The organism is Terrisporobacter petrolearius (assembly GCF_020748185.1).
In the GTDB taxonomy this organism is placed as follows: domain Bacteria; phylum Bacillota; class Clostridia; order Peptostreptococcales; family Peptostreptococcaceae; genus Terrisporobacter; species Terrisporobacter petrolearius.
In genome coordinates this window covers 1-17,687 of record NZ_JAHZMO010000056.1, presented here as the reverse complement: position 1 = coordinate 17,687, position 17,687 = coordinate 1, and the positions used below count along the sequence as shown (strand labels likewise).

The 17,687-nt window shown below is 27.5% G+C and carries 16 protein-coding genes; 11 read left to right on the top strand and 5 right to left on the bottom strand.

What is annotated here, in order from left to right; all coding sequences use genetic code 11:
- The 3 genes from K0040_RS21150 to htpG form a co-directional block, all read left to right on the top strand.
- On the top strand, positions 1-83 hold an 83-nt coding region (locus tag K0040_RS21150), incomplete at its 5' end, for an IS3 family transposase (protein WP_331476281.1).
- 407 nt (positions 84-490) lie between these two features.
- Positions 491-928, top strand: a complete 438-nt coding sequence (locus tag K0040_RS18060; RefSeq protein ID WP_228110121.1) for an Hsp20/alpha crystallin family protein — start codon at positions 491-493, stop codon at positions 926-928.
- A 204-nt stretch (positions 929-1,132) separates the two neighbouring features.
- Complete coding sequence (gene htpG / locus K0040_RS18055) at positions 1,133-3,001, top strand: molecular chaperone HtpG (RefSeq protein ID WP_228110120.1); 1,869 nt, start codon at positions 1,133-1,135, stop codon at positions 2,999-3,001.
- A 183-nt stretch (positions 3,002-3,184) separates the two neighbouring features.
- Here htpG and K0040_RS18050 read toward each other — a convergent pair whose 3' ends face one another.
- Both K0040_RS18050 and K0040_RS18045 read right to left on the bottom strand, forming a co-directional pair.
- The gene (locus K0040_RS18050; protein ID WP_228110119.1) at positions 3,185-3,805 is read right to left on the bottom strand and encodes a TetR/AcrR family transcriptional regulator; all 621 of its coding nucleotides are present in this window, start codon (positions 3,803-3,805) and stop codon (positions 3,185-3,187) included.
- 2 nt (positions 3,806-3,807) lie between these two features.
- Complete coding sequence (locus tag K0040_RS18045) at positions 3,808-7,482, bottom strand: efflux RND transporter permease subunit (RefSeq protein ID WP_228110118.1); 3,675 nt, start codon at positions 7,480-7,482, stop codon at positions 3,808-3,810.
- A gap of 218 nt (positions 7,483-7,700) precedes the next feature.
- On the opposite strand from K0040_RS18045, the gene K0040_RS18040 reads away from it, so the two are divergent.
- From K0040_RS18040 to K0040_RS18025, 4 genes are all read left to right on the top strand, one after another.
- The gene (locus tag K0040_RS18040; protein ID WP_228110117.1) at positions 7,701-7,964 is read left to right on the top strand and encodes a hypothetical protein; all 264 of its coding nucleotides are present in this window, start codon (positions 7,701-7,703) and stop codon (positions 7,962-7,964) included.
- Between the two features lie 238 nt (positions 7,965-8,202).
- On the top strand, positions 8,203-9,042 hold the full coding sequence (locus K0040_RS18035; protein ID WP_228110116.1) for a DUF5685 family protein: 840 nt from the start codon (positions 8,203-8,205) through the stop codon (positions 9,040-9,042).
- A complete protein-coding gene (locus K0040_RS18030; protein WP_228110115.1) occupies positions 9,032-9,454 on the top strand; it encodes a tetratricopeptide repeat protein in 423 nt (140 codons plus the stop codon). The genes K0040_RS18035 and K0040_RS18030 overlap by 11 nt, the downstream gene beginning before the upstream one ends.
- A gap of 16 nt (positions 9,455-9,470) precedes the next feature.
- The gene (locus K0040_RS18025; protein ID WP_228110114.1) at positions 9,471-9,959 is read left to right on the top strand and encodes a DUF2232 domain-containing protein; all 489 of its coding nucleotides are present in this window, start codon (positions 9,471-9,473) and stop codon (positions 9,957-9,959) included.
- Positions 9,960-10,011: 52 nt separating this feature from the next.
- Here K0040_RS18025 and K0040_RS18020 read toward each other — a convergent pair whose 3' ends face one another.
- Both K0040_RS18020 and K0040_RS18015 read right to left on the bottom strand, forming a co-directional pair.
- Positions 10,012-10,791: a hypothetical protein gene (locus K0040_RS18020; RefSeq protein ID WP_228110113.1), complete on the bottom strand. Its 780-nt coding sequence runs from the start codon at positions 10,789-10,791 to the stop codon at positions 10,012-10,014.
- Positions 10,792-10,818: 27 nt separating this feature from the next.
- A complete protein-coding gene (locus K0040_RS18015) occupies positions 10,819-11,553 on the bottom strand; it encodes an HAD family hydrolase (RefSeq protein WP_228110112.1) in 735 nt (244 codons plus the stop codon).
- 134 nt (positions 11,554-11,687) lie between these two features.
- On the opposite strand from K0040_RS18015, the gene K0040_RS18010 reads away from it, so the two are divergent.
- Together K0040_RS18010 and K0040_RS20790 are read left to right on the top strand one after the other, a co-directional pair.
- Positions 11,688-12,770, top strand: coding sequence for a hypothetical protein (locus tag K0040_RS18010; protein WP_228110111.1), 1,083 nt, complete (start codon positions 11,688-11,690; stop codon positions 12,768-12,770).
- A 122-nt stretch (positions 12,771-12,892) separates the two neighbouring features.
- Complete coding sequence (locus K0040_RS20790; RefSeq protein ID WP_265588935.1) at positions 12,893-13,021, top strand: hypothetical protein; 129 nt, start codon at positions 12,893-12,895, stop codon at positions 13,019-13,021.
- Positions 13,022-13,375: 354 nt separating this feature from the next.
- Here K0040_RS20790 and K0040_RS18005 read toward each other — a convergent pair whose 3' ends face one another.
- Complete coding sequence (locus K0040_RS18005) at positions 13,376-13,855, bottom strand: hypothetical protein (RefSeq protein ID WP_228110110.1); 480 nt, start codon at positions 13,853-13,855, stop codon at positions 13,376-13,378.
- Between the two features lie 208 nt (positions 13,856-14,063).
- Here K0040_RS18005 and K0040_RS18000 point away from each other — a divergent pair, with 208 nt between their 5' ends.
- The gene (locus K0040_RS18000) at positions 14,064-14,432 is read left to right on the top strand and encodes an ArsR/SmtB family transcription factor (protein ID WP_228110109.1); all 369 of its coding nucleotides are present in this window, start codon (positions 14,064-14,066) and stop codon (positions 14,430-14,432) included.
- A gap of 11 nt (positions 14,433-14,443) precedes the next feature.
- On the top strand, positions 14,444-17,059 hold the full coding sequence (locus tag K0040_RS17995) for a heavy metal translocating P-type ATPase (RefSeq protein WP_228110108.1): 2,616 nt from the start codon (positions 14,444-14,446) through the stop codon (positions 17,057-17,059).
- The last annotated feature ends 628 nt before the right edge of the window (positions 17,060-17,687 follow it).

The following is a 17,687-nucleotide window of genomic DNA, read 5'->3' as shown; positions in this document are numbered from 1 at the left end:
ATTACAATAATTATAGATGTCAATGGAATTTAAAAAAGCTGACTCCTAATAAGTATAGAAGTCAACTTTTAATGACGGCTTAGCCAGTCGTTTTTTCTAGTGTCCTTGACAAAGGGTCCATTTTATAATGAATTGTAACTTAATAGAAAAGAACAGTAACGAGAAGTTGTGCTACACCCCAATTGTTGAACAGAAATTTTAACGATTGGGGTGTTTTTATAAAAATGAATTCTTATTTATCAATTAAAACCTATTTATTTCAAGGGTGTATTGTGAACATTTTTTGTAAGATTATTAATATAATGACTATTGTAGAAAAAAATTAAAAAAAATTAGCACTCATCACTTGACAGTGCTAACAAAATGATTATAATAATAAGTAAGAAAACAAACAAAGAACAAATCATAGTAAATAAAAAATAATATTAAAATTTAAACTTATCTTTTTACTTAAGCAAAGTAATGAGATAAATGTAAGGAGGAATTGATTATGAAATTAGTACCAATGAATAACAATTTAGGATTTAGTTTATTTGACAATATGTTTGATGACATGTTCAGAGATCCATTCTTTACAAATAGCAGCACTACAAAACTTATGAAAACAGATATACAAGAAAAAGGTAATAACTATATCCTTGACATGGATTTACCAGGATATGATAAATCTGATATAAAAGCTCAGCTTAAAGATGGATATTTGACAATAACAGCACAGAAGAATACATCAAAAGAAGATAAAGATGAAAAAGGAAACTATATAAGAAGAGAAAGATATTGTGGAAAATGTTCAAGAAGCTTCTATGTAGGAGAAAATTTAAAAGAAGAAGATATAAAAGCAAGTTTTAACAATGGAATATTAAAACTTACATTCCCTAAAGAGGTAGGAAAAAAAGAAGAAGAGATAAAATATATTACTATTGATTAGCAATAAAAAAATTAAATTTTTATTAGCACTCAATGCTTGACAGTGCTAATAAAAAGATTTTATAATTAAAATGGGGATAAATAGTAAGTATGCTAAAATTAAATTAAAGCCCTTAAAATGCAAGGTTATTTATTCCCCTACCTTGCATTTTGTTATTCGAAAATAATTAAAATTTATAAAGGTATAGGTTTAAGGAGGATAAACATGGAAGTAACAAAAGGTAGTATTTCAATTGATACAGAAAATATTTTTCCAATAATTAAGAAATGGTTATACTCAGACAAAGACATTTTTATAAGAGAATTAATAAGTAATGGTTGCGATGCTGTAAGCAAATATAAAAGACTTGTTTCACTTGGTGAAGTTAAAAATTCTCAAGATGAACAATATAAAATTACAGTATCAGTAAGTAAGAATAATAAAACTATAAAGTTTAGCGACAATGGTATAGGAATGACGGCAGAAGAAGTAGACAAATACATAAATCAAGTTGCTTTTTCTGGAGCAGAAGACTTCTTCAATAAGTATAAAGATAGAATGGAAGAAACTGATATTATAGGTCACTTTGGATTAGGATTTTATTCAGCATTCATGGTATCTACAAAGGTTGAAATAGATACATTATCTTTCCAAGAAGGAGCAGAGCCTGTAAGATGGATATCTGAAGGTGGAACTGAATTTGAAATAAGTCCATCAGGAACAAGAACTACAAGAGGAACTACAATAACATTATTCTTAGCTGAAGATAGTGAAGAATTTTTAAATGAATATGAAGTAAGAAGTGTAATAAACAAATACTGTTCTTTCTTACCTGTTGAAATATATGTGGAAGATGAAGATGCAGAAGTTAAGGAAGGCGAGGAAGAAACTAAGCCAACAGCATTAAATGATACTAATCCATTATGGTTAAAATCACCTAAAGATTGTACAGATGAAGAATACAAAGAGTTTTATAGAAAGGTATTCAATGTATTTGATGAACCATTATTCTGGATTCATTTAAATGTGGATTATCCATTTAACTTAAAAGGAATTCTTTACTTCCCTAAATTAAACAATGAGTTTGAATTAGTAGAAGGTAAAGTAAAACTTTATAACAATCAAGTATTCGTAGCAGATAATATAAAAGAAGTTATACCAGAGTTCTTATTATTACTAAAAGGTGTAATAGACTGTCCAGACTTACCTTTAAATGTGTCTAGAAGTTTCTTACAAAATGACAGAGATGTAAGTAAAATATCTAAACATATAGTTAAAAAAGTTGCAGATAAGCTTAAATCTTTATGTAAAAATAGTAGAGAAGAGTATGAAAAATTCTGGGATGATATACAAATATTCATCAAGTTTGGTTGTTTGAAAGATGAAGGTTTCTATGACAAAGTAAAAGATTATATTTTATATAAAGATATAGATGGAAAATATATAACATTAACAGATTATCTAGAAGCAGCAAAAGAAAAGCATGAAAATAAAGTTTTCTATGTAAACAATGTGGATCAACAATCTCAATATGTTAAACTATTTAAAGATTATGGATTAAATGCAGTTGTATTAGATAGTACAATAGACAACAATTTTATTTCATTTATAGAATACAAAGAAATGGGAACTAAGTTTAATAGAATAGACTCAGATTTATCAGACGTACTAAAAGACAAAGATAGTGGAGAAAATAAAGAAGAAGATGAAAAAATAACTTCATTATTCAAGTCTGTTATAAATGAAAGAGTAGAAAAATATTCAGTGGAAAGTCTTAAAAATGAAGAAACACCAGCTATGATTTTAGTATCAGAAGAGTCTAGAAGAATGATGGAAATGCGATCTAGATTTGCTGGAATGAGTTTTGGAATGGACTTAAAAGAAGAAAAAACTTTAGTTATAAATAAGAGTAACCCATTAGTGAAAAAATTAGTTTCATTAAAAGACAGTGAAGATAAAAAAGAAGAAATAGATGTGATTTGTAATCAAATAGTAGATTTAGCTCTACTTGCAAATAAAGAATTAAATGCAGAAGAATTAGACTTATTTATAAAGAGAAGTAATTCTCTAATGAGTAAGGTTATAGCTCTATAAATTATTATTAATATAAAATGTAATAAAAACTCCCTCTCAGCGTTTTAAGAGGGAGTTTTTTAGCAACGAAGTTGCCTGAAATTTCATAGCGCCCACGCAGTGGTCTGAAGCGATATCGAAGGAATCTCGTTAGCGACATGAAGTGTTTCGCCGACACGTTGCTTAAGCGAAGCAAATTTTTTATTAAGCTAATGATTTTAATATCATGGTATAAGCGAAACTCTTTTGAGTATTAATAGATTCGTCATCGCTTAAATTGATTTGTCTAAAGTGGTTAGCATTGATTTTATTGATAATACCCATAGAAGAACTTATAAGTACATATCTTTGATAATCTCTGCTTAAGTCTTTATTAATAATATTTTCATCTATTCCAGTATTAATAACATAATCTAATAAATTATAAAGTTGAGTTTTTAATTCTAAAATTTCTTCAAAATCTTCTAGTAGAATATTGTTTAATTCTTTTGGTAGAACTTGATTATATAATATTCTTAAAGAGGGAAAAATGAATTTTCCGCTACTAATGCTGTAATGAAATAAATGGTTACACTGTTCTTTAAAAGTAGAGACTTCTTTTATAGCCTCGATAGTATTTATAATATCTATTTTAAAATTATAAATTATTGACCTTGCTATAATTTCATCCTTACTTTTAAAATATTCATAAATTGTACCTTTTCCAATTCCAGCAGCTTTTGCAATATCAGACACTTTAATATTTTCAATGTTACTGTTATCAGTGATTATTTTCTTAAAACCATAAAATATTAGCAATTCTTTTTCTGCATATTTTCTGCTCATATTTAGTCCTCCTCATCGATAATTATCTGTCTTAATTCTTTGCGACGATGGAATATATCGTATAAAGTAGGAACAACAAATAAGGTTAATAGGGTAGCATAAGTTAAACCACCTATAGTTACTATAGCTAAAGCTTGAGACATTTCAGCACCCATACCAACACCAAGGGCCATTGTAGACATGGCAAGTATTGTTGTTAAAGCAGTCATGAGTATAGGTCTTATACGAGTGCGCCCAGCCTCTATAATAGCATCTTTTTTATTTAATCCACTTATACGCAATTGATTCACATAATCCACAAAAACTATACCGTTATTAACAACTACACCAGCAAGAACTAAAAATCCTAGCATAGATATAACACTTAATTCCTGACCAGTTATAATTAATGCAAGTAAACCACCAGTAAATGCAAGAGGTATAGTAAACATTACTATAAATGGCGATAATAATGACTGGAATTGTGCGACCATTATTAAGTAAATAAATGCTATGGCAAGAGCAATCATTTTAATTAAATCACTAATAGCTTGATTAATAGATTCGGTTTCACCGCCCATTTTTATTTCATAACCAATAGGAGCTTTATAATCATCTAATTTTGATTGAACTTCCTTACTTACTAAACCTATATTGTGTTTAGAATCAATACTGGCCGTTATAGATATATACCTAGTTTGACTGTCGTGATTTATGGAAGTAGGAGTATCCGTCATTTCTATAGATGAAATATCTTTTAATTTTACTGATATAGACTCAGTTCCTTTTGTTCCAGTGATTTCGACATTTTTTAATTTATCTAAATTTGAAGTATTATTATTAACAATAATTACTGGATAGTCTTCAGAATTTATTGTTAAAGTAGTTGAAGTAGTTTCTGTTGATAATTTTGCAGAAGCTTGTTGGAATACTTGAGCTACTGTTAATCCATACTTCATAGCTTTATTTTTGTTGATTACAATTTTTTCTTCCTTGGTAGTTACACCCATACCACCATTTATGTCAGTAGTACCTTCTATATTGGATAGCATGCCTACCAAATCATCAGAAATTTTCTTAAGTTCATCTAAATCATCACCTTTAACAATTATTTTTAACCCAGACCCTCCTAAAGAAGAGGTATCCATAGATGAAGACGAGACTGTGACTTCACAGTTAAGAGATTTTGTTTTTTCTTTTATTTCTTCTGAAATTTCATCGTTTGTTTTCTTTTTATCATCTTTTAAAATAACATAAGCAGACATATTATTAGGGTTATTTGAAGAAGTACCAAATGACATGGTACCAGACGAATTCATGGCTCCAATGCCTTCTACATCATCAATTGTTAAAACTTGTTGCACCACCTGATCAGTAATATGTCGAGCTTCATCTTTTGGAAGATCGCTATCTATATTAATGGTTGCCATCATTTGTGGTGAATCCATTTTTGGCATAAATGATGTTCCTATTTTGGTTGTCGCAAAGGCAGCAACTATTAATAATGCTATAGAAAAACATAAAACAACAGGTTTAAATCTTAAGCATAGTCTTAATAATTTTTCATAGCCATCAACTATTTTATCAAATAAAGGATGATACTTTTCATCAACATTGGATAGTAAATTTGATGCCATACACGGAACTAAAGTTAAGGCAACAATTAAACTTGCAATTAAAGAGTATGCTATTGTAAGACCCATATCTGTAAATAACTGTCTAGTTATACCTTCTGTAAAAACAATAGGTAAGAATACACAAATAGTAGTAAGTGTGGAAGCAAATATTGCTCCAGATACCTGTCTAGCTCCATATACGGCAGCTTTAAATTTACCCATTCCTTTATTTCTTAGTCTATAAATATTTTCAATAACAACTATACTATTATCAACTAGCATCCCAACTCCAAGGGCTAAACCTGATAAAGAAATAATATTTAATGTAACGCCACTAAAGTACATCAAAACAATGGCAAATAATAAACTTATAGGAATACTAAAGGCAATTACGATAGTTGGTTTTATACTTTTTAAGAATATTAGCAAAACAATAATTGCTAGTATACCACCGTAAATTAGGTTATCAAGTACACTAGATATAATAAAATCTATATAAACACCTTGGTCCATTAAAGAAAGAATATGTAATTTATCATTACTATTATTTAAATCTTTAATTACTTTATTTATTTCGTTGCACACTTTAGTAGTTGATGCAGTACTAGTTTTTTGGAAAGATAGTATAACACCAGCATTTCCGTTTACGTTTGTATAACTATTTGATGAGTTGTCTGACATTTTTATATTGGCTATATCTTTAAGATGCACATCACCAATTCCATCCATAGAAAATAATATTAAATTTTTAACTTCATTTATAGAAGTGAACTTATCTCCAACTTTTACAGAGTATTCAGTTTCGTCATCTGATATATATCCAGCAGGCATGGAAAAGTTCTCTGCAGTTAGAATTTGATTTATTGTTTCTGGAGTAATTTTATTTGTTATATCTGCTGATTCTAAAGCTTGTTTTCTAGCTTCATTCAACTGAGTTTCAGCAGATTTTATTTGCGATTCACTTACGGAAAGTTGTACAGTAGCCTTTGTTAATTCTTGAGAAAGAGTGAGCTTAGCACTTTCCAATTCTTTTTGCTGTTTTTTCAATGTTTCTAGTGAGTCTATTGCACCTATACCTTGGCCTGCATTTGCTATGGCCTTTTCCAAAGGTGTTATAATAGATTCTAAATTTGCTATATCTTCTTGTAATTGTTCCTTATCAACGGCAGAATCCTCTGGAAAATTATTAAGTTGTTCTTTTAGATCTTTTAGTTTTGATTTGGTATCATTTAGAGTTGCAGTTGCACTAGTGATATATTTTTCTAAATCTTCTTTGCTAGAACCTGTTGAATTCAAAATTCCAGCCATACTTTCTAATTGACTTATACCAGATTGAAGTTGGCTACTAGCTTCAAGGAGTTTTTTCATTTGCGCATTACTTTGTTTTTCTAGAGTAGCTTTTCCGTTTTTTATTTCTGATTTGGCATTATTAAGCTGACTTTGTTGTTTATCTAATTTAGAAGTAACACTTGATTTTAGTTCTTTATTTAATTGATCAATTTTATCTTTGTTTAAAGATATTTCTAATTGTTTTTCTACTAAACCAGTACCTGTTACAGATGCAACACCATTTATACGCTCAAACTTAGGAATTATCTCATTGTTAACATAAGTTGAGACTTCTTGAATATCCATATTGTCTACATCTATACTTAATGTCATAATAGGCACCATGTCTGGGTTAAGTTGCATTAAAGTAGTTGCTCCAACACCATCTTCTAGAGAATCTTTAATTAAGTCTATTTTACCGTTTAGATCTAACATGGCAGTGTCCATATTTGTATCTTGATTAAATTCTAGAATTACTACACTATAGTTTTCATTTGAAACGGATGTTACGTTTTTGATTCCGCTTGTAGTGGAAACAGCTTGCTCAATTGGTTTTGTTACTGTTGTTTCAATTTTTTCTGGGCTAGAACCAGGATATGTGGTCATAGCAATAATATAGGGTAAATCTATACTAGGTAATAAGTCCGGTGTCATTTTTGTAAAAGATACAAATCCTAGCATTAGTACCATAATTACAGAAACAAATACAGTCAAAGGTTTTCTTACACTGAATTTTGGTAGCAAATATTTCACCTCTTTCTTTTAATTATAGAACCGACTAGTCGGTCGGATATTTTTAATTGTAGTTATATTGAATATTAATTTCAATAAAATGGTAAACTTATTTTTGGTTTATTTTTAACAGCCATATTCATAACTTATATCATTTATATTTAATAAGCATTTAGAGAAGGTATGAATTCATATATATAGATATACAATAGATTAAGAAATAATCAGGAGGATATTATATGAAAATGTATATGAAAGGAAATAAACGTTCAAAAGAAACGAGTAGTCCTATTCCAAATACAATAGCCTATGCAGCTATTAAAAATTTTTTAGTATCAAAGGAGTTTGCAGAAACAAGGGAGGAGTATTGTATTGGAAAATTGGATAAGAAGCAGGTGAGTCAAATAATGACAGATATAAAATGGTTATTTAGGAATTATAAAGATATGGAAGTTTTAACAATAGAAGATAGTGACAATAAAGCCATAAGGTTTATTTTGTAAACAAAACTTATAATAAACAACTTTATTTTAGTATAAAAAAGAAATGATATTATAAAACATCATTTCTTTTTTATTTCTAAATTTTTAATAAGTAACCTATAATAAAGATAGATACTACGCTAAAATGTAATTATTTTAGTAAATAAAATTACATTCTAATTTTATAACTGTATAATAATAAAAAATGTTGTAGTATTATATAATTAATTGATAGCTATAATTTAGGAAGGAAATAAATATGTTTGGATATGTTAGAATAAATAAAATGGATTTAACTTTTAGAGAGTTTGAAGATTATAAAGGGTATTACTGTGGACTGTGTAAATACTTAAAAGAGAATCATGGGGAAATATCTAGGCTAGGTTTAAATTATGATATTACTTTTTTAATTGTGATTCTCACAGCTATTTATAAACCTAAAACTAGTATTGTAGAAGAAGTTTGCATAGTTAGTCCCTTTAAAAAAAAGAAAAAAATTATAAATGAAATAACAGAATATGCGGCAAGTATGAATACATTATTAACATATTATAAATTAGAAGATAATTTATTAGATGATAAAGGAATAAAGGATATTTTAGCTTATAATATTTATAAGGGAAAATTAAAATTGGCTCATGAAAAATATCCTAATAAATCAACAATTATTAAAGAACAAATGAACTTACTTAATCAATTGGAAAAAGAAGAAAACTGCAATATAGATAAAGTATCAAATACTTTTGGAGAGCTAATGGGGGAAATTTTTTCTTATAAAAATGATGAGTATGAAGAAGATTTAAGAAGGGTAGGCTTTAATATAGGGAAATATATTTATATATTAGATGCATACGAAGATTTAGATGCTGACTATAAAAAAGGTAGATATAATCCTTTTATAGAATATATAGACAATAAAAAAGAGCTGAAAGTGAAAGTTGACAGGCTAATTAGTATATCTTTAGGATTGTTAGCATCATCAATTGATAACTTAAATTTACAATTGAACAGAGGAATTATAGAAAATATAGTTTATTCTGGTGTATATTTAAGATATAAAAATATATTAGAAAAAGGATGTGGGAATAATGTACAGTAATGTTTATGAAAATGACTGTTTTATGAAAGCAAGGAGATTGATTGAAAATAAAGATTTTAAAAAAGCATATAATTTTTTACAAAGTATCAATGAAAAATGTAGTGAGTGGTACTACTTAACAGGATTGTCTGCTATGAATATAGGGTACTATGAAGAAGGAGAAGACTTTCTAAAAAGAGCTAAGTTTATGGATCCTAACAATAAAGAATATGTTTATGCCTATAATAGATACAATAATTACAGAAATGATTATGATAGACGTTCTTACAACTATAACCGAAATAGACGTTATGACTCACCTGGTTGCTGTTGTTGTTGCTGTGACGACGACTGTTGTAGCAATTTATGTACTTTATTTGTATGTGATTCATGCTGTGAATGCTGTGGAGGAGATTTATGTACTTGTTTCTAGGAGATGATGAATAATCATGAGTAGAAAAATTGCCTATGGTGGTATATTATTATCCTTAAATATTATTTTATTATTGCTAGTTAATATAATACCCATAAATACTTTATTTCTTTTAGGCTTGGCATCTTTGCCAATATCTATAGTAATTATGGAATACGGACTTAAAGCAGGGATTATATTTTATATAGGATCTGTTTTATTGAGCTTTATGATTATGGCAAACAAAGCACAATGGATATTATATATTTTTACATTCGGTATTTATGGCTTAGTAAAATATATAATAGAAAAAGATAGAAGCTTTATTCAGGAATATATATTTAAAATTATAGTGGCAAATATACTTATAATATTTGCATATATAATTTTAAAACAATTTGTGTATATTCCAGTTAATATTTTTACCATATTAATATTTGAAATAGCTTTTATAGTTTATGATTTTGTATATTCTCAATTTATAGACTTTTATAATGATAAACTTAGAAGATTTGTAAAAAGATAAATATAAAAGGAGACTATTAAGTATTTTTATAACTTTATAGTCTCCTTTTATATTATAAATTGAAATATTTTTTTTGAGGTTCATTTAATTCTTCATCACAGGAAGGACAATTATAAGTTTTTTTATCACCTATGAATTTGCCGTCTTCCTTTTTAAATTGCATCTTTATTTTTTCTGTAATTCCTATTTGAGTCAAATCTTTTCCACATTTTTTACAATTATGAATAGAACATATATTGTCTAATAATTCTGTGGTAACATTGTGTACATTACTATTACAGTTATTACAAAAAACTTTATTGTCTCTTTGTCTACTTAATTCTTGGCACTCATTTTTATCTTGAGAAAAAGCGAAATTTATTTCTTCATATACTTTATAACCTGATTTAAGTATATTTGTATTACAGTGAGGGCAAAGAAAAATAGGGAAGTAATCCTTATGATTTTTTTCTTCTTTTACTTCTGATGATTTATTTTTGTTAGTTTCTATATTTTCCTTGCTTAATTTGTAGTTACCATCTAAGTAATTGTAAATATCATGACTTTTATAATCCTTTGATACAGCTAAAAGATGATCTCTAATGGATGAATAACTTTTGTTTTTAGATGGAACATTTAGGTCTATAATATTATTATCTATTACATATTTTAAGATAGATAAGTAGTTAAATTTAACAGCATAAAAAAGTACCATTTCATCTAGCTTTTGTTCTCCTACTTTATCTGAAAAATCAATCCAGATATCAGGAGATTCCAAATATAGTTTCTTACTTATCTCATCTAAATCATTATATATATCTTTAAAGCTTAGGGTTTTTTCGTTGATTTTCAAACTATCATCCTCCGTACAAATAATATACTATAAGCCTATCTCAAATTTTTTTACATTGCAATCCAAAGAATACACAATATCTTTTCTTTCTACGATTACTTGGGCTTTATCGTGTAAATGCTTATCTTCTATCATATGATTTAATAATTCTTTAGTTGGATTTATAGCAATTGGATTGCCAACGCGCTTAAGCATATTAATATCTCCATTAGTATCTCCGTAAGCATAAGATTGACTTAAATCTATATCATATTTTTCAACAAAACTATCAATAGCTACATTTTTGCTTTTTGCATCCCACATAGGAATTACTGTTCCGTTGAATTTTCCATCCTCAAATATATAATTACTACCAACATAATCTGAGGCACCGTATTTTTTAGCCATTTTTTCAACTAAGAAATTTGGACTACCAGATATGAATATAACTTTGTGGCCATTATCCAAATGCCATTTAATTCTTGAACGAGTATATTTATAAACACGTTCAGCTTTTAATGCAATAACTTGATCGCTAGTAAAATCTATACAAGACTTATCTACATTTTGTAGTGACTTAACATATAAGTCACATATTTCTAATAGATAATCATCATAATTTGCTTGTCTTTTATCCCAATCTAAAAAAGTATCTCTAGCATGAGCAACCCAAGCCTTTTGATCAACTATCTCGTATTTAATAAGCTTTTTGAAATGCTCTACCATTAGGGAGTCCCTATAGATAGTTCCGTCAATATCAAAAAAAGCTCCTATATTTTTCATTGAATCACCTCATCTAAGTATTTACTTTATTATATTATAAAATTCAATTTTGTTGTAAACTATAATTACAAATAGAAAATAAAATATGAATTTTAGCTATTTAACAATTATAAAAGTATTAAGGATGTGATCTGATGACATTTGATTATGCCAAAGTAACAAAATCTAGACTTATGGGAAGTATGGGTCTTACTATTAAATATGAGAATAAGGACAATAATATATACCAGTATTTTTTATTAGATGGAGAAGGACTAGGGATTGCTGATTATGTTAGTTTAAAAAATCCTGCATCAAAAGAAGCTTGTAATGAGGAAGAGCGACTAATGGGTGGTTTAGGAGAGAGTAGGATACTAGTCAAAGAAGAAGTAGCTTTATTTTTAATAAATCATTTTGGTAATAAAAATTTAGAGTATGGCAAAGAGCTACCTGGAGACACAGAAGAATATATAGATATAATAACAAATTATAAAAGTAATTTAACTCTAAATGAAGTTTATCCTATTATAAGTAAGAAAGTTGATGATGAAGTTGAATTTATAAATTATATGACAATGAGGTTTATAGCTAGAGATAAAGAAAGTTTAAAATATTTTTCTGGAAGCGAAGAAATATCAAATAATCATATAACAAAAATTAATGGAGCTCTTTTAAAGAATAAAGTAACTAAAAGAAATGAAGAAGTATATATTAGTGAAGCTTTATATGAGGACGAAGATGGATATTATACTTGTAAAATAGCTTTTAATATATGTAAAGAAAAAGATAATTTTAGAATTAAATCTTTATTAGTAACAGATAAAGAACCTATATATGATTTTGAAGTTTTTGATGAAATATCAAAATCTGAATTTATAGATATTTACAAAGTTAAAAATGCGGGTGAATTTTTAATGGAATTTTATAATGATAATCCATTCATGTTAAAAAGTGAAATGGAAGAAGGGGTATTCTTTACTAGATTTAATTTTAATAATAATCATGTAAAAAAAGATATCTATGTAATAAATAATGATATAAAGTCAATATATTATCAGTTAGGTGATGAATTTTTTGTAGGAACTTACTCTGAAAGAGATCGAAAATACATTAATAAGTTACTAATAACTAAATATAAAGAGTATTTGAACGTTGATGAAAGTTATTTCTTTGAAGAAAATGTCCTTTATGACTTTGTGGAATCTGGCTCGGATGATTTTGAGGATTTTTTAGATTAAAATTACATAAACGTAATATAGTTGTAAGGTAAATCCATATGTGTTTTTTATAGAGTATTGTAGAATAAAGACATAACTTGTTAAGACAAAATATTTCACACAATATGAAAGGGGTTATGAATATGAAAAATATATCTATAAAAAGCAAAGGAATAATATTTAATTTAATAACAGTAATAGAAATTATAATTGAGGTTATATTTGGTGTACGTTTTAATAAAAAACTATCATCATTAAATAATTGTCACTAAATATGAAATTTATAATAAATTTAATAAATAATATAAAATATGCTTTTCTAGAGTTAATCTAGAGAAGCTTTTTAATTTTCAACTTTGTGACTTAAGCAGTGGGCAAAGCCGTTGGCCACATGAGCGAAGCGGATTTTTTATATTAAAAGTAAATGTTAATATTGGGATAAAAAAAGAAGGGCAATGCTAGTATAACTAGAATGCCCTTTTTTGTATTTATAATATTGGGGGAATATTATGAGGAATACATTTAATAGTGTAGACAGATTTTAAAATTTTATAACACTTTTTTTAAAAAAATAAAAAAACCCCTAATTTATAGGGGTAACATTGATATTTAAATATAATCTTTTATTACATTTCTTCCTCATCAAATTCATCCATATTAACAGTAGGTATATTTTGCATTACCCCAGGATACATCGTGTTAGGTGGCATTGCTCCAGGGTACATCATTCCAGGGTACATCATATTAGGTGGCATTATCCCAGGATACATCATGTTAGGTGGAAACATGCCGGGAAACATCATGTTTGGAGGCATCATAGGTATCATAGGAATATTATTCATGTCATTCATATTATTATTGTTTTCAAACTCCTCTTGCATGTTGCTAGGCATATTTTCGTAAGGATTAAATTGTTGATTATCAACATATTGGTTAGAATATGTTGAGTATTCAGGGTTTATATTTTGATTGAAATTTCCACTTTGGTTATTATTCATAACGTAAGGATTCATGTACATTAAAGGATCTATATATGGTTGAGGGTATATATAGTTTGGATCTATGTTATCGCTCATTCTATTAGGATACATGTTATTATAATTCATTTTAATATGAACTCTCCTTTCAATTTTTAATATAATAGAATTACTAATACTACTAATATATATATTAAAAAAAAATCTAGATATGAATATTTTAGAAATAGTTACAAATATAAAAAATATATAAAAAAGGTTGCACAAAGAAGACAAATATCATAATATTAATATATGAACAGTTGTTCATATATTAATATTAGTTGGAGGAATATAAATGAAAGAGATTATAAATAGATGCGAATGTACTTGTGTACATGAAGAAGTAATATGTAAGGTAAAGGATAAAATGCCTGAAGATGAGAAACTTTATGATTTAGCAGAGCTATTTAAGGTATTTGGTGATACTACAAGAATAAAAATTTTATACGCTTTATTTGAAGAAGAAATGTGTGTATGTGATATAGCGGATCTTTTAAACATGACTCAGTCGGCAATATCTCATCAGTTAAGAGTTTTAAAGCAAGCTAGATTAGTTAAATTTAGAAAAGAAGGTAAGGTCGTTTATTATTCATTGGATGATAATCATATAAATCAAATATTTAACTGTGGCTTATGCCATATAGAGGAAACTTATAATAGATAGGGGGTATAATGATGTTGGCGGCAGTATTGACAAAAAAGGAGCTAATGTTAAATGGATTAACATGTGCTCACTGTGCTGAAACTATAGGAGAAGCTGTAAAAAATATTAATGGGATTGAAAGTAGTAATATGAATTTTATCAGTAAAAAACTAACTTTAGAAATTGATTCTTCTTATGATGAAGAATCAATAATAAGTGAAGTGATTTCTCTTATTGATTCAATAGAACCAGGCCTTGATATTCAAGTACTTGATAAAAAGGTAAGCTCAGGTAATAAAAAAGAGTTAATGTTAAATGGATTAACATGCGCCCATTGTGCAGAAGTAATAGGTGATAAAGTAAAATATTTAGAAGGAATTCAAAGCAGTAACTTGAATTTTGTAAATAAAAAATTAACATTAGAACTAAATTCTCGAAAAAATGAAGATAAAATAATAGAAGATGTTATTGGTTTGATTGATTCAATAGAACCAGGTCTTGATATTCAAGTGATTGGAAATAAAAATAAGTCATATATAAAGAAAGATATTATTTTAGGAGGACTTAATTGTGCTCACTGTGCAGAAGTAATAGGAAATAAAGTATCTTTACTAGATGGAGTTAAAAGCTCTAATATGAACTTTGTAAATAAAAAACTATCAGTAGAAATAGATAGTACAAATGAAAATATTACGATAAAAAATATAATAAACATAATAAATGATACAGAACCAGGACTTGATATACAAATTGAAGGAATGAAAGAAAATAAGAAAGCTAAAAAAGAAAGTAGAGTAATAAGAGATAATAATAGATTAGAACTTTTAAAGATATTATTAGGAGCATTTGTATTTATATTTGCATTTTATGAAGAAATGATGGGAGTAGAAAGTAAATATTCAATATTAATATTCTTAGTGTCTTATATATTAGTAGGTGGAGATGTTGTATATAAAGCTTTACGAAATATGACAAAAGGTAGAATATTTGACGAAAACTTTTTAATGACAGTAGCAACAGTTGGTGCAATTGCAATAGGCGATTCATCAGAGGCTGTTGGGGTAATGTTATTTTACAAAGTAGGAGAGTATCTACAAGAACTTGCAGTAGGCAAATCAAGAAAATCTATTTCTGATTTAATGCAAATAAAACCAGATGTGGCAAACTTAAAAATAGGTAGCTCTATTAAAGTTGTAGATCCAGAAGAAGTACAAATTGACGATTTTATAATAGTTAAACCGGGTGAAAAAGTACCTCTGGATGGTGTTGTAGTAGATGGGAACTCTATGGTAGATACATCTGCATTGACTGGAGAGTCTGTTTTAAGAACTGTTAAGTCAGGTGATGAATTATTATCAGGATTTATTAATAAAAACTCTTTATTAACAGTAAAAGTAACTAAAAGTTTTTCTGAGTCTACTGTTTCGAAGATACTAGACTTGGTGGAAAATGCTAGTAGTAAAAAGTCTAAAACAGAAAACTTTATATCTGTGTTTTCAAAATACTATACACCAATAGTAGTTATATTAGCTACATTAATAGCAATAGTTCCACCAATATTTGTACCAGAAGCTATGTTTAGTGATTGGTTACACAGAGGATTAGTATTCTTAGTTGTATCATGCCCATGTGCTTTAGTTTTATCCATACCACTAAGTTATTTCAGTGGAATAGGTGTTGCTTCTAGAAATGGCATATTAATAAAAGGAAGTAACTACCTTGAAGCTTTAAGGTATGTTGATACAGTGGTATTTGATAAAACTGGAACATTAACAGAAGGTGTATTTGATGTTGTAAAAGTTAATTCTGTTGGAATTTCAGAAGAAGAATTAATTAAATACGCATCTATTGCAGAAGCTAATTCAAATCATCCAATTGCTAAGTCTATTTTAAATTACTATAATAAAGAAATTAATTTAAATAAAATAGAAAGTTATGAAGAAATAGCTGCCCATGGAATAAAAGTAAAATATGAAAATGAAGAAATATTAGCTGGAAATGAAAAATTAATGGCAGCTAGTAATATAAAAGTAAATAAAAATAAAGAAATGGGAACAGTAGTTTATATAGCAGTAAATAATCAGTTTAAAGGATATATAGTTATTTCTGATAAAATAAAATCAGATAGTGAAAAAGCTATAAAGGAAATAAAAGTTCAAGGGATAAAAGAAACTGTTATGCTAACTGGAGATAATAAAGAAGTTGCTGATTCAGTAGCAAAACAATTAAAAGTAGATAAAGTATATTCAGATTTATTGCCAAATGAAAAAGTAGAAAAAATAGAAGTTATATATGAAGGTAGGAGTGAGAAAGAAAAAATTGCCTTCGTAGGAGATGGAATAAATGATGCTCCAGTTCTTGCTCGTGTGGATGTTGGTATAGCTATGGGCGGATTAGGATCAGATGCAGCTATAGAAGCAGCAGACATAGTTATAATGACAGATGAACCAAGTAAAATAGCTGAAGGAATAAAAATATCTAAAAAGACTTATAAAATAGTATGGCAAAATATTATATTTGCATTAGGTATTAAAATTATAGTTATGGTATTTGGAGCTTTAGGTATGGCAAGTATGTGGGAAGCAGTATTTGCTGATGTAGGGGTTGCTTTAATCGCGGTGTTAAATGCAATGAGAATAATGAAATAAAATATTAAAGTACTACTTTGTTATATTATAAATGTAAAATTTATATATACAAAGTAGTATTTTTATTTGCTTATTAAAAAGAATAAGCGTTGAATATGAGTTTTTGCTATTATTACATAATAAAAGTAGGAGTTTAAAGAAAAAAATATCGTTAAAATAAAGAGAGGAGATTACTGTAAAAATGATTGAAAAACCTTGTAATTTCAATAATAAATTAAATATAATAATAAATGATATTTAATAATAAGTCATAAAACGTCAATGATTTCATAAAAAACTTTAAAAAAAGTGTTGACGACCTTTTGTTATGATGATATAGTATTACTTGTCCTTGAGACAGGGACAAAACATCAACAAAAAACTTCTTGAAAAAAGTTATTGACAAAGAAAAACAGCTTTGGTAGAATAAAGAAGCTGAAATAAGCAAAGAACTTTGAAAATTAAACAGTAGGTTAACAATAAATTAATTCTTAAAGAATTAAACTGAAACAACAAACAAATCAAGCCAGATATTCAGATAATGATTAGTCTGAGCGATGGACAACTTTTGAGCAACGGGAATTATTGAAGCAAAGCAAAATAATTACGTTGGCGAAATGAGCGAAAGCGAATTTTTATATGAGAGTTT

Coding starts and splice junctions, on each gene's coding strand:
- K0040_RS18000 (WP_228110109.1), top strand. CDS start 14,064: ATGAAAGAGATTATAAATAGATGCGAATGTACTTGTGTACATGAAGAA.
- K0040_RS18060 (WP_228110121.1), top strand. CDS start 491: ATGAAATTAGTACCAATGAATAACAATTTAGGATTTAGTTTATTTGAC.
- K0040_RS20790 (WP_265588935.1), top strand. CDS start 12,893: ATGAAAAATATATCTATAAAAAGCAAAGGAATAATATTTAATTTAATA.
- K0040_RS18010 (WP_228110111.1), top strand. CDS start 11,688: ATGACATTTGATTATGCCAAAGTAACAAAATCTAGACTTATGGGAAGT.
- htpG (WP_228110120.1), top strand. CDS start 1,133: ATGGAAGTAACAAAAGGTAGTATTTCAATTGATACAGAAAATATTTTT.
- K0040_RS18040 (WP_228110117.1), top strand. CDS start 7,701: ATGAAAATGTATATGAAAGGAAATAAACGTTCAAAAGAAACGAGTAGT.
- K0040_RS18025 (WP_228110114.1), top strand. CDS start 9,471: ATGAGTAGAAAAATTGCCTATGGTGGTATATTATTATCCTTAAATATT.
- K0040_RS18050 (WP_228110119.1), bottom strand. CDS start 3,805: ATGAGCAGAAAATATGCAGAAAAAGAATTGCTAATATTTTATGGTTTT.
- K0040_RS18005 (WP_228110110.1), bottom strand. CDS start 13,855: ATGAATTATAATAACATGTATCCTAATAGAATGAGCGATAACATAGAT.
- K0040_RS18030 (WP_228110115.1), top strand. CDS start 9,032: ATGTACAGTAATGTTTATGAAAATGACTGTTTTATGAAAGCAAGGAGA.
- K0040_RS18015 (WP_228110112.1), bottom strand. CDS start 11,553: ATGAAAAATATAGGAGCTTTTTTTGATATTGACGGAACTATCTATAGG.
- K0040_RS17995 (WP_228110108.1), top strand. CDS start 14,444: ATGTTGGCGGCAGTATTGACAAAAAAGGAGCTAATGTTAAATGGATTA.
- K0040_RS18035 (WP_228110116.1), top strand. CDS start 8,203: ATGTTTGGATATGTTAGAATAAATAAAATGGATTTAACTTTTAGAGAG.